This is a genomic window from Candidatus Nomurabacteria bacterium, from assembly GCA_023898605.1.
GTDB lineage: Bacteria > Patescibacteriota > Minisyncoccia > Phycocordibacterales > UBA9973 > HK-STAS-PATE-34.
Genome location: CP060230.1, coordinates 159,720 through 172,785, shown reverse-complemented (window position 1 = coordinate 172,785; position 13,066 = coordinate 159,720). Strand labels below are relative to the sequence as shown.

Here is a 13,066-nt window from a genome sequence, read left to right as displayed (position 1 = left end):
TGAAATGCAAGGATTAATAAAAATATTTATTACAATTATTGTCGGTACTTTATTGGTAACCATTTTTCCGATAATTTGGAAAATAATATCTGGAAACAAAGAAGAAGTTTTAAAAGATAAAAAACCAATTTACAAATATTCAAAGAAGAAGTTTCTTATAACGAAAAGTGAGGCAGAACTATTTAATCTATTGATTCAAGAATTTGGTAATAAATATTATATCTTTCCTCAAGTACATCTTTCTTCATTTTTAGACCACAAAATAAAAGGTCAAAATTGGAGTGCTGCGCTTTCTCACATACAGAGAAAATCAGTTGATTTTTTGATTTGTGATAAAGAATACATAACCCCACTTGTTGCAATAGAACTTGATGATAAATCTCATGAAAGAGAAGACAGAAAAGAAAGGGACTTTGTTGTAGAAAAGATTTTAGAAAGTGCAAATATAAAATTGGTTAGGATTAAAAAAGAAGATCAATACAATATTGATAAAATAAAATCTATACTAGAAATATAAAAACCGCCCCTTGTGGGGGCGGGTGGTTACCATGGCGGTAGAAGATTGTTTATTCTCTTGGCAATTTTTTTCAACCTTTTTTTTCTCTTTTTCAAAAAAAGGATTTTTGCTGCCGTTTCTCTGGAAACCTGATGAAATCCCATGGTTTTGATCAAAAGGGTAAAGTCGCTAGCGACCAACCTCAAATCTTTCCAAAACCTCAAAACTTTTTCAGGTGAATATTCTCCGATCTGGCTTACTTTTTTGACCCCATATTCTTTCACGATTATCGTATAAGTTTTTTGAGGTCTATAAGTTGCCTCTGGATGAATAATCCAGTTTCTTTCTTTGTCCATCAGATAATAAAAAGAAACGTTTGTTTCTCTTATCTCTAGATTAAACAAAGACAATGAGCCTCTTTTCCTATAAACAACCTTAAAATCAAAATCAGGGTCTCTTGCCCTGGCTTCTAGGAGTAACAATTGTTTGTTCATGTGCAATTTCTTTTGAGTTCATACTAGACAAAATATGTATACTTTGCAAATTTCTATATTTGACACATGGGGTTAAATAATGTATTTTTTGAAAAAACGTACAACTTATGGGAAACCTCAATCAAATAGAGCAAGGAAAGATAGTTGATCAAATCTTGCCTAAGATCATGGAAGAACTTGGAAAAGATATATCTTTCAATGAGCCATCTTTCTACAGTGGAATCGGTACCACTGTTACAATCAGGACCAGTGATAAGTACATAGGACTTGTGGCAGTAAATATCGACGGAAGCATTAGCCTCAGTCGATACGGCGAACCTCGGACCAAAAGAAATATTTTTCCCAGCGTGGAAAATTTTCTGGAAAATCTTCCTGAGATGCTGACTAAAATAGCCACTTCTTAGTCGTTTTCTAAAAAGTCTGCACACGTGCCCGTTTGGGTGCGTGTTTTTATTTTGGTAAAATATATACATGAAAACATTTGATTGGTATCAAACTCTAGTAAAGCCGTCTTGGGCACCGCCAAGTTATTTGTTTGGACCTGTGTGGTCAGTTCTTTATATACTTATCGCTATTTCTTTTACAAAAGTATTTTTTATGTTTTTTGAGAAAAAAATACCGCTTGTTGTAGTTCTGCCATTTATACTGAATCTTGTCTTCAACTTCGCGTTTAGTCCTATACAATTTCGCCTCCAAAACAATACTCTTGCGATGATAGATATATTTCTAGTTCTTATAACTTTGATTTGGGCGTTGGTAGCTGTATATCCTTATGTCAAGTGGGTTACGTATATGAACATTCCTTATCTACTCTGGGTTTCTTTTGCAACAGTATTACAAGTGTCGATTACTATTTTGAATAAATAAAAATATGAAAAATACAATTTTACAAATATTTATAGTTATACTACTTCTAGTTCTTATAGGTGTAATCATGGCCGCTTTCAATATAGGCAAACCTAGAGTTTTTGCGCCAGAACCAGAAGAAGTTTCTTGTACTCTTGAGGCAAAGATTTGTCCAGACGGGACTGCCGTCGGTAGAGTCGGACCAAACTGTGAGTTTGCAGCCTGTCCTATAGAAAAAGAAGAAATAGTAGGAGATGATATACCAGAAAGTGGGAAAGGTGAGTCTTGTCAAAACGCGGGCGGTGCCTGGGATGAAGAGTTTAGTGAATGCTTGGGTGTGTCGCAAGAAATATGTACAGAAATAGGTGGAGTATTTGATGAATGCGCTAGTGATTGTAGGAATGATCCAGATGCCGAGATATGCACTCTCCGATGTGCACAAGTTTGTAGTTTGTAGAAAATAAAATACCACCCGCAAAGGGTGGTATGTTTTTTCAGTAGCAGAAGCTAACCTGGACTTTTTCCATTTTGCCTTCCTTTTCTTCCATAATTATCTCACCACTTTCTGTGATGTGGTAGATACAATTACGCCAGCGTTCTTTTTCTGGCTCTATAGCCATAGAAAGACTGAAGCCGAGGTGGCCTTCTCTTTCTTCGGTTATGAGAATGTCTTCTCCGGAAAAAGGAAAGACTTCTTTGGTGATCCTTTTGATCTTCTCCCAGAGAGTCTCATTTGTGATGTCAATAAAGAACATAGTTCGAGGGTTTTAGTTTTGGGAAAGATTGTACAACATACTTATTCTCTGGTCAAGATTTAGTTTGTTTTTGTGTAAACTCGTATGTTATAATTGAATCATATGAAAGGATATTTTGGAAAAATAGAAAATCTAACAGAAGATAACTCTAGCTTTAGAAAGGTGCTATACACCGGCAAGCATTCACAACTCGTACTCATGAGTCTAAAGCCTGGAGAAGAGATCGGTATGGAAGTTCACGAAGAAAACGATCAATTCTTCAGATTCGAAGCGGGAACCGGAAAGGTTCTAATAGACGGCAATGAATATGATGTAGAGGACGGAGATGCAATAATAGTGCCATCTGGCGCGGAGCACAATGTTGTAAACACAGGATCTGTCGATCTAAAACTATACACCATATATTCTCCAGCTCATCACAAAGACGGCATAGAGAGGATTACCAGGGAAGAAGCAATGGCAAACGAAGCTGAGTTTGACGGAGTAACCACTGAATAAATAGAAAACTACAAAAATCCTCGTAAAATACTGCGGGGGTTTTTTCGTATTGACTTTTCTTGCAATAATGCTATTATTTTAGAGTTATGAATTCAGATAACACAAAAGTAAATAGAACAAATCACTGGGGAATTTCATGCCTGGTTTTTGTCTCTACAAAAGAAGTAAAGCTTCCTTATTGTGTTAAGCTGAAGAATTTTTAAACTCCTAATTTAAATCGTTTGAAAAGTCCTAGCTGAACACAAAGCTAGGACTTTTGTTTAGCGAAAAAAGAACCTTAAAAACTAAATATAAATCAAAACAATTACTTATGGAAAAACAAGAAAAAGCCAAAGTTTTTACCAATGTTTGGAAACACTGGAAAAACACCTTCTTCCAAAACAGATTGGCCCTAGTAGTGACAATCTGTTTGTATCTTTCTGCTGTATCTATCGAATTATTCTTTCGACCTATGCAGTGGAAAATAATTTTTGACAGTGCGCCAGATCCAAAAATCTGGATGCACTTTTCATTTATTATTTATGCCTTAGTTTTGGGATGGATTCTCAATAGGTCAGGAGACTACTTTTTGACCAAAAGTGAATCTAATATCATCAAAGGTCTTCGTGACTACGCGATGGAAAAATTATTAGGAAAATCATCTGATTTTTTTACTAGTAATTCTTCCGGAAAACTAGTCGCCAAGTCAAAAAGATTCTCCCATAACTCAGAAGCGGTAATAGATGAGTTTGTTTTCGTTATTTTACGAGCATGCTTGTTTGTTATAGGACTTGCCACTTACATATGGATCAAACTTCCATATTTAGGAATCTTTGTTTCATCTTGGGTTTTAGTATTTGTCGTTGTAACAGTACTTATTTTGAAGTTTAGACTAAAATATGATCTTTCGGAGTCAACTGCTGACTCTGTAACGACTGGGAGTATATCAGATATATTCCTTTCAGTTTTTACATTGAGAGCATTTAGCATCGTTGGAAATGTCTTGGTAGACTTCAAAAATCTTACCAAAGATGAACATGAAAAAAGACTTCTTTCGTGGCGAGTTAGTAATTTCCAGTGGGCAATCCAATCAGCACTTGTGGTTTTTTTAGAAATCTTTGTAATGATGAGTGTTTTGACTAGAGTATCTGGTGGCATCGAAACAATCGGAACCATAGCACTAGTTCAATCATTTATTGCATCTTTGGCAAATTATATGTATTCGCTTGGTAGAAGTCTAAACAGGATTAGAATTTCTATGGCAGATGCATACGAACTCTCTCTACTTTTGGATGAAGAAGAAGTTGAAAATACTTCTATTCTTCAAAACGAAATCTCGAGAAGATTTTCTGTTTCTTGCCAAGATGTTGATTTTTCTTATCCGGGAGGAGGAAAGGCCTTGCATCAATTCTCTTTTGTTTTTCAGGAGGGAAGACGTTATGGGCTGGTAGGTCATACAGGCAGTGGCAAATCCACTCTTGTAAAATTAATCCTCCGGCTTTACGAAAAGAGTCAAGGCAGTATAAGTATATCCGGTCAAGATATAAGTTCTATAGAAAAGAACAGAATCAGAAGCTGGATTTCTTATGTTCCTCAAGATCCACATTTTCCATCTTGGACCATAAAGAGAATACTCAAAATGGGAAAGCTAAGTGCAACGGACGAAGAACTACAGGAAGCTGCAGAAAAAGCGTCTTGTAACTTTATCTGGGAAAAACTTCCAAAAGGTTTCGAAACCATTGTCGGAGAACGTGGCATCAAGCTTTCTGGAGGAGAAAGGCAAAGATTGGCAATAGCGTGTGCAATACTAAAAGATGCGCCTGTTGTAATAATGGATGAACCAACTTCTGCACTTGATGCAGAAACAGAAAAGTACATCCAGGATGCCATAACTAGTTGTTTTATGGGTAAAACAATGATTGTTGTTGCACACAGACTTTCTACTGTAGCGGTTTTAGATGAAATTGTTCTTATGGATAACGGAAGCGTTGTTGAAAGCGGCGATCACGATACACTACTAGAACAATCTGAAACTTACAGTAGGATGTGGCAACTCCAAACAAATCCTGAAATTGTTTGACCCCAAAAAACCCTCGCGTTCGCGGGGGTTTTTATTTACAAGATTTATTATGTGTGTCAGGATGAGAAAAAAGCACAAAGCATGTTCTTTCCAGAGATTTCAAAAAGATAATAAAAAAGCAAAAAAGACCGTATAAATAGGCGGTTTTTTATTTGCCAAAAATATTCCTTTCAAGTACAATAGTGGCGAGATTCCAGAGAGGGGTCTCTTTGCCTTTTTATATGAACGAAGAAAACATCCAAGATCTCAAGAAAAGGAGAGATAAAATAACTAACAAAATATTTTTACTAGGGCTCAAGATAGCCCTTATATTTGGCATACCAGCAGTTCTTGGAGCAATAATAGGCCGAGAACTAGACGAATATCTAGGGACAAGTCCTTGGATGAAAATAATAGTTCTTTTTATTGCTTTTGTTTCTTCTTGGTTTATGGTCTACATGGAATACAAAAGGCTTTCTAGGGAGTTAGAAAAAGTTGAGTCAGAAATATCTAATAGTAAATAATTTTTATGCTTGGAATTGAGAGAGAGATATCGCCGATAGGTCCAGAAACTATTTTTGAAATAAGTGGTTTCAGAGTAGCTAACTCAACTCTTTTTATAGTCTTTATGATAATTCTAATGATTGTTTTTTATAAAACAGTCATGAAGAAATTCAAAACAAAGCCGACAAGTATCCAAGTAGGAGTAGAGATGCTATACGAAGGAGTTATAGATCTTATCGATCAAATAACAGGAAACAAAGAAAGATCTAAAAAAGTTTTTGCTATTGTTTTTTCTATTTTAGTTTTTGTTGGTATTTCTAATCTTATAGGACTTATACCAGGTCTTACAAGTATCACTTACGATGGACTATCTATATTTAGAACCCCAACAGCAGATTTCAATACGACTTTTGTTTTGGCGTTTGGATCAGTTCTAGTTCTGCAGTTTGTAAGTATAAAAGAGTGGGGTCTATGGGGACATATAAATAAGTTCGTTAAAATAAGTGACCTTGTAAAGGGTTTCAAAGGTGGAATAAAAAGCGGAATGATGGCGCTTATAGACTTCTTTATAGGACTACTAGATATAGTAGGAGAACTTGCAAAGGTTTTTTCGCTTTCACTTCGTTTGTTTGGAAATATGTATGCGGGAGAGGTGCTCATGATAATTATCGTGGGCTCTCTTGCGTACGTACTACCTAGTGTATGGCTCTCGATGAACCTGCTCGTAGGAGTAATACAAGCTCTGGTTTTCGGATCTTTGGTGACGGCATACTATATGTTGTCAGTCAAAGAAGACGAGTCGCAGAGTTAAATTATAAGAATTATTAATTTTAATATAAAAAATATATGGAAAACATGGATTTTGAAACAGCAAGAGTTATCGCCAAGGGTATGGCAACTCTTTCTATGTTCGGTTCTGCTATCGGTGAAGGTTACCTTATTGGTAAAGCACTAGAAGCTATCGGAAGAAACCCTGAACAAACAGGTTCTATCTTCTCAAAGATGATCATCGGTGTTGCGCTAGCTGAGTCTACAGCTATTTACGCTATGGTTGTATTCTTCTTGCTATAAGAAACAAAATAAAAAGTTATGCTTGATATTCTTCAAAAAATAGGTTTTGACTGGCAGGTAGCCCTAGCAAACCTCATAAACTTCTTGATAGTTTTCTATCTTATAAAAAGATTCTTTCTCAAAAAAATCACATCTGTGATAGATGAAAGAAAACAAAAGATAGAAGAAGGTCTAGAAGACGCTGAAAAAAGTAAGTCTCTTATGCTTGAAGCAGAGAACGAAAAGTCAGCAATACTAAAAGAAGCAAACCAAAAAGTTGGTGAGATACTTAAGAGTGCCGAAACAAGAGGCGAAGAAATCGTAGCAAAAAACAAGATAGAAGGAGAAAAAAGTAGAGAAAAAATAATAGAAGAAGGAAAAGAGTCTATCAAGCAAGAAAAAGAAAAAGTACTTGGTGAGCTCAAGAAAAACTTCTTGGAAACCCTGGTGGGAGGTATAGAAAGTGTTTCGAGTGTAGAAGTTAGTCAAGAAAAGGCTGAAAAATATACAGAAGAAATGCTCAAAAAGATATAAATATCATGATAAGTTCAAAAAAACTCGCATCTTATATATACAAAGAAAGAGATTCGAAAGACTTCGATAATTTTTTGGACAAGCTTTTTTCTGTTTTGAAGAAAAATAATCTATTCAAAATAATCCCAAAGGTACTAGAAGAAATATACAAGATAGATGAAAAAGAAAAAAAGAAAAACAAAATAAAACTATACACCTCGCACAAGTTTGGAGACGAGACTATAAAAAAGATTCTACAAAAGTATGATATCGATCCAAAAGAGACTGAAATAATAGAAGAAAACGAACTCATAGGAGGATTCATACTAGAAAACAAAGGTAAATTGTACGACGCAAGTATAAAAACAAATATTAGAAAATTAGAAGAGGAAATTCTGAGAGTATAATTATGGATACATTTATAAACAAAATAAAACAAAAAATAGAAAACTTCGAACCTCAAATTTCTGAGAACGAGTTTGGCGAAGTTGTTAGTGTGCGAGATGGAATCGCAAAGATATCTGGACTTCCAGACTGTATGGCATCAGAAATCATAGAGTTTGAATCTGGAGAAAAAGGTATAGCTCTAAACCTAGAAGAAGACTACATAGGTGCGATTATCCTAGGTGAAGGCAATGGAATCAAAGAAGGAAACAGAGCAAAAAGAACAGGAAAAATACTTTCTCTAAGTGTTGGAGATGGCGTTTTGGGTAGAGTTCTAAACGCTCTCGGAGAAGAAATAGACGGCAAGGGAAGTATACAAAGAACTAAAGAAGTTCTTATCGAAAGAATTGCTCCTGGTGTTATAGAGAGAAAGCCGGTAGACCAACCACTCTCAACTGGTATCAAGGCTATAGATTCCATGATCCCAGTAGGAAGAGGTCAAAGAGAACTTATAATCGGTGATAGACAAACTGGTAAAACAACAATTGCTCTAGACACTATAATCAACCAAAAAGGACAAGATGTTATCTGTATCTACGTATCCATAGGACAGAAAAACTCAAAAGTTTCAAAAATAGTTGCCGACCTAGAAGAAAGAGGTGCTCTTGATTACACAGTTGTTGTATCTGCTTCAGCTGGAGAAAGTCCATCCAACTTATACCTCGCTCCTTATACAGGTGTTGCTATCGCAGAGTATTTTATGGGACAAGGAAAAGACGTTCTTATAATCTATGATGACCTGACAAAACATGCTATTGCTTACAGAGAGATATCTCTACTTCTTAGAAGACCACCAGGAAGAGAGGCGTTCCCTGGAGATGTTTTCTACCTACACTCAAGACTACTAGAAAGAGCCTGTAGAATAGACGAAAAATACGGGGGCGGATCAATCACGGCTCTTCCTATAATCGAAACTCAAGCAGGAGATGTTTCTGGATATATTCCAACAAACGTTATATCAATCACAGATGGACAAATCTTTCTAGAAACAAACCTATTCTACAAAGGTGTCAGACCTGCTATAAACCCAGGACTTTCTGTTTCTCGTGTTGGAGGATCTGCACAAATAAAATCTATGAAGAAAAATGCCGGTACACTCAAGCTTACAATGGCACAATACCGAGAACTAGAAAGCTTCGCGCAGTTTGATTCTGATCTAGATCCAGAAACAAAGAAAACAATAGAAAGAGGAAAAAGAATCACAGAAATGCTAAAGCAAAACGAATATTCTCCGATAAAAACTCCTCTACAAGTTGTATCAATCTTTGCTATGAATGAAGGTTACTTCGACGAAGTAAAAGTAGAAGATGTAAAAAAGAAAGAATCTGAACTATCTTCTTTTATGGAAAATAGGTTTAGCGATTTGCTAAAAGAAATACAAAAAGACTGGAATGATGAAATAAAACAAAAACTAGTTTCAGCTCTAGAAGAGTTCAAAATATCAGCATAAAAATATGTCTAATCAAATAAGGTTAATAAAACAGAAAATAACTTCAGTAAAAAACATAGGTAAAGTTACAAAAACTATGGAGATGATTTCTGTTGCCAAAATGAAGAAAGCGAGCGAGAGAGCCGTTTTGGGTAAGCCTTATTCTAAATACGCGCTTGAGCTACTTCATCACATATCAAAAGAAAGAAACGTAAGACATACTCTTATGAGTGATGTATCTGGAACAAACAAAGTCCTTTTGGTTGTCATATCTTCAAACAAGGGACTTTGTGGATCTTATAATGTAAACATTTCCAAAGCACTTTCTAACTACAAAAAATCTTCTGGCGCAGATATAACAGCTGTAACCATAGGAAAGCAATCTGAAAAAGCAGCCAGAAGAAACGGTATAGAAATACTAGGAAGTTTTATAGATCTAAATGAAAAAAGTACGGCTGAAGATTTTGCTGTAGTAAGAGATCTTATAACAAAAGAATTTCTTACTAAAAAGTATCGTTCGGTCAAACTTTTGTTTACCGAATACAAGTCTATCTCATCATACAAACCATTTTTGATGCAGGTTCTTCCAGTAAAAGAAAAAATTTATAGAGATATATTGAGCAGTGAAGAAGAAAAAGATGATACAAAAAAATTCCTAAACTATCTCTTCGAGCCAGACAGCGAAGAAGTTCTAGGAAGTATCCTCGAACAATTACTAGAGCAAGCGCTGTATCACGCATTTCTAGAATCAGTCGCCGCAGAACACACTTCGAGAATGGCAGCCATGAAAAACGCGAGTGATAGTGCAAGTGGCATAGTCAAAGAACTTACGGTTTATTACAACAGAGAAAGACAAGCCGGAATAACCAAAGAAATATCGGAAATTATAGGAGGGTCAATAGGAATTACAAGTTAGAAATTTATTAGAAGAAATATATGAAAAACAAAGGAAAAATAACACAAATAACAGGTCCAGTAGTCGACGTATCGTTCGAGGGAGATTTGCCAAACATACTAAATGCTTTGGTTGTTGAATCTCCTCAGAAAAAAGTAACTCTAGAAGTTGCTGCGCACTTGGGACTAGGAGAAGCTAGATGTATCGCTATGACATCTACTGACGGACTATCTAGAGGGATGGAAGTTACTGACACAGGAAACCCTATAAGTGTACCTGTCGGAAAAGAAGTTCTAGGAAGAATGTTCAACGTTCTAGGTGAGCCTATTGATGAAAAAGGTGAAGTTTCTAACTCTGTAGAAAAAAATCCTATACACAGAGAACCGCCAAGTTTTGTAGATCAATCTAAAAAAGCAGAGATACTCGAAACTGGTATCAAGGTTATCGACCTTATATGTCCGTTCCTAAAAGGAGGTAAGATCGGTCTATTTGGAGGAGCAGGTGTTGGTAAAACTGTTATTGTGAAGGAGCTTATACACAACATTGCTAGTGAGCACGGTGGTTATTCTGTGTTTGCTGGAGTTGGTGAAAGAACAAGAGAAGGTAACGATCTTTATCTAGAAATGCTTGAATCTGGAGTTTTGGATAAAACAGCTCTAGTTTTCGGACAAATGAATGAACCACCTGGAGCAAGACTTAGAGTAGCGCTTTCTGCTCTTACTATGGCTGAAAACTTCAGAGACAAAGAGGGAAGAGATCTTCTACTTTTCATCGACAATATATTTAGATTTACACAAGCTGGATCAGAGGTTTCTGCTCTACTCGGTAGAGTACCTTCTGCTGTGGGATATCAACCGAACCTAGCAACAGAAATGGGAGGACTACAAGAAAGAATTACTTCGACAAAGAATGGTTCTATTACTTCTGTTCAGGCTGTATATGTGCCAGCTGACGACCTAACAGACCCAGCTCCAGCAACTACATTCTCTCACCTAGACTCAACAGTGGTGCTTTCTAGAGCGCTTTCTGAGCTCGGTATTTACCCAGCTGTTGACCCACTAGACTCTACTTCTACAATACTTCAACCAGGAATCGTTGGAGAAGAACACTACCAAGTAGCTAGAGGTGTACAAAAAATACTTCAAAAATACAAAGACCTCCAAGATATAATCGCGATTCTAGGTATGGACGAACTTTCTGATGAAGATAAGTTGGTTGTACACAGAGCGAGAAGAATACAAAAATTCCTTTCACAACCTTTCTTTGTTGCGGAACAATTTACTGGCATGGAAGGTAAATATGTAAAACTAGAAGACACAATAAGAGGTTTCAAAGAAATACTAGAAGGAAAATACGATGACGTTAGTGAGCAATCTTTCTATATGAAAGGTACTATCGAAGAAGTAAGAAACTAAAATGGCGCAAAATACTCTAAAACTAAAAATAATCAGTCCTGAAGCACTTGTTTATGAAAGTGACGATGTTTTGAGTATCAATATGAAAACTGGTGCGGGAGAAATAACAGTACTGCCAAAACACATACCGCTTATAACCACACTAAAAACTGGAGAAATAATTGTCAAAAAAACTGGAGAAAAAGAGCCCGTAGGTCTTTCTGTTTCTAGGGGTGTTCTAGAGGTTAGAGAAGATAGTAAGGTTATAATACTTGCAGAAAGATCTGAACTTGGACACATGATAGACGTAGAAAGAGCTGAGGCGGCCTATGAGAGAGCTAAGCAAATAAAAGAAGAATCTCTTCACACTCTAGATGTAGATAGCGCTAGATTTGAAGCATTGATCGAAAAAGAGCTAAACAGAATCAGAGTAGGAAAAAAGTGGAAAAGATAAAATACCCCGAAAGGGGTATTTTGATTTGTAAAAACAAGCCTTTGATTGGTATAATTGTTTTATGCAAAAGAAGGGGAATAAAAAAGAAGTTACTTTCGATAAGTACACTTTTTTTGATATTGGGTCTGGTTCAGTTGCAATGGGTGTAGGTATAACTCCGGAAGACACTTCATCTGCAGTAAAACCAAAATTTGAATATTCTCATAGAGAAAGAATAAGTCTAACAAACGATATAAGTTTTGAAAGATTTCTAGAAGAGTTAGACAAAACAATCAAAAGACTAAACACCGGGAACAAGGCTGTCTCTAGCTCGGTCAAGGATATCCATGTCTTTCTTTCACCTCCTTGGTACGCCTCACAAGTAAAAGATATAAGAATAGAAAAACCAAAAAAGTTTTTGGTTACAAAAAAACTAATCCAAAACACAATAGAACAAGAAGCTGAAAAAGTAGAGAAGTTCTACAAAGATAAGTACAAAGAATTTGGCTCAGAAAGTATTATTCTAGAAAGAAAAATACTGAAGATTCTTGCAAACGGATACAACGTAGAAAACCCAATAGGAAAAGAAGTTTCTTCGATAGTTTTGAAGTTATATTTTAGTGTATCCCCAAAAAGCATTGTCGACACAATAACCAACTCTATACGAAGCGCAACAGGTAGACACAATCAGATATTTCACAGTACTGGTTTTTCTAACTACAAAGCTATAAGTGTCATAAACGAAAACGACAATAATTACCTTACTTGTGACATAGGAGCTGAACTAACAGAAATATCTATCGTCACAGATGATTCTATAAGTGCTTCTGCAACATTTCCAATCGGAGGAGAAGCTTTTTTGAGTAAACTAAGAACAGACAACAGAAAAGATGAACAAATATTCCAAACTATCAAAATGATAGAAGAGGGTTCAATAAGTGAAGAAGAAAAAAATAAGTTTCTAGCAGAAATAAAAGAAGTAGAAGATTCTTGGGAGAAAGATCTCACAAGAGCACTCCACGACATAGCGATAGCTGGATACGTACCTAGCAATATATATCTATTCGCTAGAAAAGACATGCTTTCTATATTCAAAAACCTCATACAAAAAGAACCGGCATTTATAGGAAACAATCCGTCAATCAAAAAAATCAATTCTTTTGATTCTAAATACCTAAGTCAGTTTTTTGATATGAATGGGCAGAAAAGTTTGGACGCCTCACTTGCGATTTGTTTAATTTATTTAATAAACTATAATAGATAAGTAAGTTACCCCA

The 13,066-nt window shown here is 35.8% G+C and carries 18 protein-coding genes; 16 read left to right on the top strand and 2 right to left on the bottom strand.

Going from position 1 to position 13,066, the window contains the following annotated elements; translation table 11 throughout:
• The first annotated feature begins 4 nt into the window (after positions 1 to 4).
• Positions 5 to 517, top strand: a complete 513-nt coding sequence (locus tag H6791_00930) for a DUF2726 domain-containing protein (GenBank protein USN94978.1) — start codon at positions 5 to 7, stop codon at positions 515 to 517.
• A 26-nt stretch (positions 518 to 543) separates the two neighbouring features.
• Here the strand turns inward: H6791_00930 and H6791_00925 are convergent, their stop codons facing one another.
• Positions 544 to 990, bottom strand: coding sequence for a hypothetical protein (locus tag H6791_00925; protein ID USN94977.1), 447 nt, complete (start codon positions 988 to 990; stop codon positions 544 to 546).
• 107 nt (positions 991 to 1,097) lie between these two features.
• Between H6791_00925 and H6791_00920 the strand changes: the two genes are divergently transcribed.
• From H6791_00920 to H6791_00910, 3 genes are all read left to right on the top strand, one after another.
• Positions 1,098 to 1,394 carry a hypothetical protein gene (locus H6791_00920; protein USN94976.1) on the top strand — a complete coding sequence of 99 codons (297 nt, stop codon included), beginning with the start codon at positions 1,098 to 1,100 and terminating at the stop codon, positions 1,392 to 1,394.
• A 67-nt stretch (positions 1,395 to 1,461) separates the two neighbouring features.
• Positions 1,462 to 1,857: a tryptophan-rich sensory protein gene (locus tag H6791_00915; GenBank protein ID USN94975.1), complete on the top strand. Its 396-nt coding sequence runs from the start codon at positions 1,462 to 1,464 to the stop codon at positions 1,855 to 1,857.
• Positions 1,858 to 1,861: 4 nt separating this feature from the next.
• Positions 1,862 to 2,293, top strand: a complete 432-nt coding sequence (locus H6791_00910; protein ID USN94974.1) for a hypothetical protein — start codon at positions 1,862 to 1,864, stop codon at positions 2,291 to 2,293.
• A 37-nt stretch (positions 2,294 to 2,330) separates the two neighbouring features.
• Here the strand turns inward: H6791_00910 and H6791_00905 are convergent, their stop codons facing one another.
• Positions 2,331 to 2,591 (bottom strand): hypothetical protein, encoded by a 261-nt coding sequence (locus H6791_00905; GenBank protein USN94973.1) that lies wholly within the window; start codon positions 2,589 to 2,591, stop codon positions 2,331 to 2,333.
• Positions 2,592 to 2,693: 102 nt separating this feature from the next.
• On the opposite strand from H6791_00905, the gene H6791_00900 reads away from it, so the two are divergent.
• The 12 genes from H6791_00900 to H6791_00845 all read left to right on the top strand — a co-directional run bounded on the left by H6791_00900 (position 2,694) and on the right by H6791_00845 (position 13,053).
• A complete protein-coding gene (locus H6791_00900) occupies positions 2,694 to 3,089 on the top strand; it encodes a cupin domain-containing protein (protein USN94972.1) in 396 nt (131 codons plus the stop codon).
• A 310-nt stretch (positions 3,090 to 3,399) separates the two neighbouring features.
• On the top strand, positions 3,400 to 5,148 hold the full coding sequence (locus tag H6791_00895; protein ID USN94971.1) for an ABC transporter ATP-binding protein: 1,749 nt from the start codon (positions 3,400 to 3,402) through the stop codon (positions 5,146 to 5,148).
• A 221-nt stretch (positions 5,149 to 5,369) separates the two neighbouring features.
• Positions 5,370 to 5,651 carry an AtpZ/AtpI family protein gene (locus tag H6791_00890; protein USN94970.1) on the top strand — a complete coding sequence of 94 codons (282 nt, stop codon included), beginning with the start codon at positions 5,370 to 5,372 and terminating at the stop codon, positions 5,649 to 5,651.
• A 5-nt stretch (positions 5,652 to 5,656) separates the two neighbouring features.
• Complete coding sequence (locus H6791_00885) at positions 5,657 to 6,442, top strand: F0F1 ATP synthase subunit A (protein USN94969.1); 786 nt, start codon at positions 5,657 to 5,659, stop codon at positions 6,440 to 6,442.
• Between the two features lie 35 nt (positions 6,443 to 6,477).
• Positions 6,478 to 6,702 (top strand): ATP synthase F0 subunit C, encoded by a 225-nt coding sequence (gene atpE, locus H6791_00880; protein ID USN94968.1) that lies wholly within the window; start codon positions 6,478 to 6,480, stop codon positions 6,700 to 6,702.
• Positions 6,703 to 6,720: 18 nt separating this feature from the next.
• Positions 6,721 to 7,215 (top strand): F0F1 ATP synthase subunit B, encoded by a 495-nt coding sequence (gene atpF / locus H6791_00875; GenBank protein USN94967.1) that lies wholly within the window; start codon positions 6,721 to 6,723, stop codon positions 7,213 to 7,215.
• 5 nt (positions 7,216 to 7,220) lie between these two features.
• On the top strand, positions 7,221 to 7,601 hold the full coding sequence (locus H6791_00870; GenBank protein USN94966.1) for a F0F1 ATP synthase subunit delta: 381 nt from the start codon (positions 7,221 to 7,223) through the stop codon (positions 7,599 to 7,601).
• 2 nt (positions 7,602 to 7,603) lie between these two features.
• Positions 7,604 to 9,088 (top strand): F0F1 ATP synthase subunit alpha, encoded by a 1,485-nt coding sequence (gene atpA, locus H6791_00865; protein USN94965.1) that lies wholly within the window; start codon positions 7,604 to 7,606, stop codon positions 9,086 to 9,088.
• 4 nt (positions 9,089 to 9,092) lie between these two features.
• Positions 9,093 to 9,983: an ATP synthase F1 subunit gamma gene (gene atpG, locus H6791_00860; GenBank protein USN94964.1), complete on the top strand. Its 891-nt coding sequence runs from the start codon at positions 9,093 to 9,095 to the stop codon at positions 9,981 to 9,983.
• A 20-nt stretch (positions 9,984 to 10,003) separates the two neighbouring features.
• Positions 10,004 to 11,377, top strand: a complete 1,374-nt coding sequence (atpD, locus tag H6791_00855; GenBank protein ID USN94963.1) for a F0F1 ATP synthase subunit beta — start codon at positions 10,004 to 10,006, stop codon at positions 11,375 to 11,377.
• A 1-nt stretch (position 11,378) separates the two neighbouring features.
• Positions 11,379 to 11,810, top strand: coding sequence for an ATP synthase F1 subunit epsilon (gene atpC, locus H6791_00850; GenBank protein ID USN94962.1), 432 nt, complete (start codon positions 11,379 to 11,381; stop codon positions 11,808 to 11,810).
• A 61-nt stretch (positions 11,811 to 11,871) separates the two neighbouring features.
• Complete coding sequence (locus H6791_00845; GenBank protein ID USN94961.1) at positions 11,872 to 13,053, top strand: hypothetical protein; 1,182 nt, start codon at positions 11,872 to 11,874, stop codon at positions 13,051 to 13,053.
• Positions 13,054 to 13,066 lie beyond the last annotated feature (13 nt).

What these genes read in the sequence shown, in the direction of transcription:
- H6791_00930 (USN94978.1), top strand. Translation starts at nt 5, where the DNA reads ATGCAAGGATTAATAAAAATATTTATTACAATTATTGTCGGTACTTTA.
- H6791_00925 (USN94977.1), bottom strand. Translation starts at nt 990, where the DNA reads ATGAACAAACAATTGTTACTCCTAGAAGCCAGGGCAAGAGACCCTGAT.
- H6791_00920 (USN94976.1), top strand. Translation starts at nt 1,098, where the DNA reads ATGGGAAACCTCAATCAAATAGAGCAAGGAAAGATAGTTGATCAAATC.
- H6791_00915 (USN94975.1), top strand. Translation starts at nt 1,462, where the DNA reads ATGAAAACATTTGATTGGTATCAAACTCTAGTAAAGCCGTCTTGGGCA.
- H6791_00910 (USN94974.1), top strand. Translation starts at nt 1,862, where the DNA reads ATGAAAAATACAATTTTACAAATATTTATAGTTATACTACTTCTAGTT.
- H6791_00905 (USN94973.1), bottom strand. Translation starts at nt 2,591, where the DNA reads ATGTTCTTTATTGACATCACAAATGAGACTCTCTGGGAGAAGATCAAA.
- H6791_00900 (USN94972.1), top strand. Translation starts at nt 2,694, where the DNA reads ATGAAAGGATATTTTGGAAAAATAGAAAATCTAACAGAAGATAACTCT.
- H6791_00895 (USN94971.1), top strand. Translation starts at nt 3,400, where the DNA reads ATGGAAAAACAAGAAAAAGCCAAAGTTTTTACCAATGTTTGGAAACAC.
- H6791_00890 (USN94970.1), top strand. Translation starts at nt 5,370, where the DNA reads ATGAACGAAGAAAACATCCAAGATCTCAAGAAAAGGAGAGATAAAATA.
- H6791_00885 (USN94969.1), top strand. Translation starts at nt 5,657, where the DNA reads ATGCTTGGAATTGAGAGAGAGATATCGCCGATAGGTCCAGAAACTATT.
- atpE (USN94968.1), top strand. Translation starts at nt 6,478, where the DNA reads ATGGAAAACATGGATTTTGAAACAGCAAGAGTTATCGCCAAGGGTATG.
- atpF (USN94967.1), top strand. Translation starts at nt 6,721, where the DNA reads ATGCTTGATATTCTTCAAAAAATAGGTTTTGACTGGCAGGTAGCCCTA.
- H6791_00870 (USN94966.1), top strand. Translation starts at nt 7,221, where the DNA reads ATGATAAGTTCAAAAAAACTCGCATCTTATATATACAAAGAAAGAGAT.
- atpA (USN94965.1), top strand. Translation starts at nt 7,604, where the DNA reads ATGGATACATTTATAAACAAAATAAAACAAAAAATAGAAAACTTCGAA.
- atpG (USN94964.1), top strand. Translation starts at nt 9,093, where the DNA reads ATGTCTAATCAAATAAGGTTAATAAAACAGAAAATAACTTCAGTAAAA.
- atpD (USN94963.1), top strand. Translation starts at nt 10,004, where the DNA reads ATGAAAAACAAAGGAAAAATAACACAAATAACAGGTCCAGTAGTCGAC.
- atpC (USN94962.1), top strand. Translation starts at nt 11,379, where the DNA reads ATGGCGCAAAATACTCTAAAACTAAAAATAATCAGTCCTGAAGCACTT.
- H6791_00845 (USN94961.1), top strand. Translation starts at nt 11,872, where the DNA reads ATGCAAAAGAAGGGGAATAAAAAAGAAGTTACTTTCGATAAGTACACT.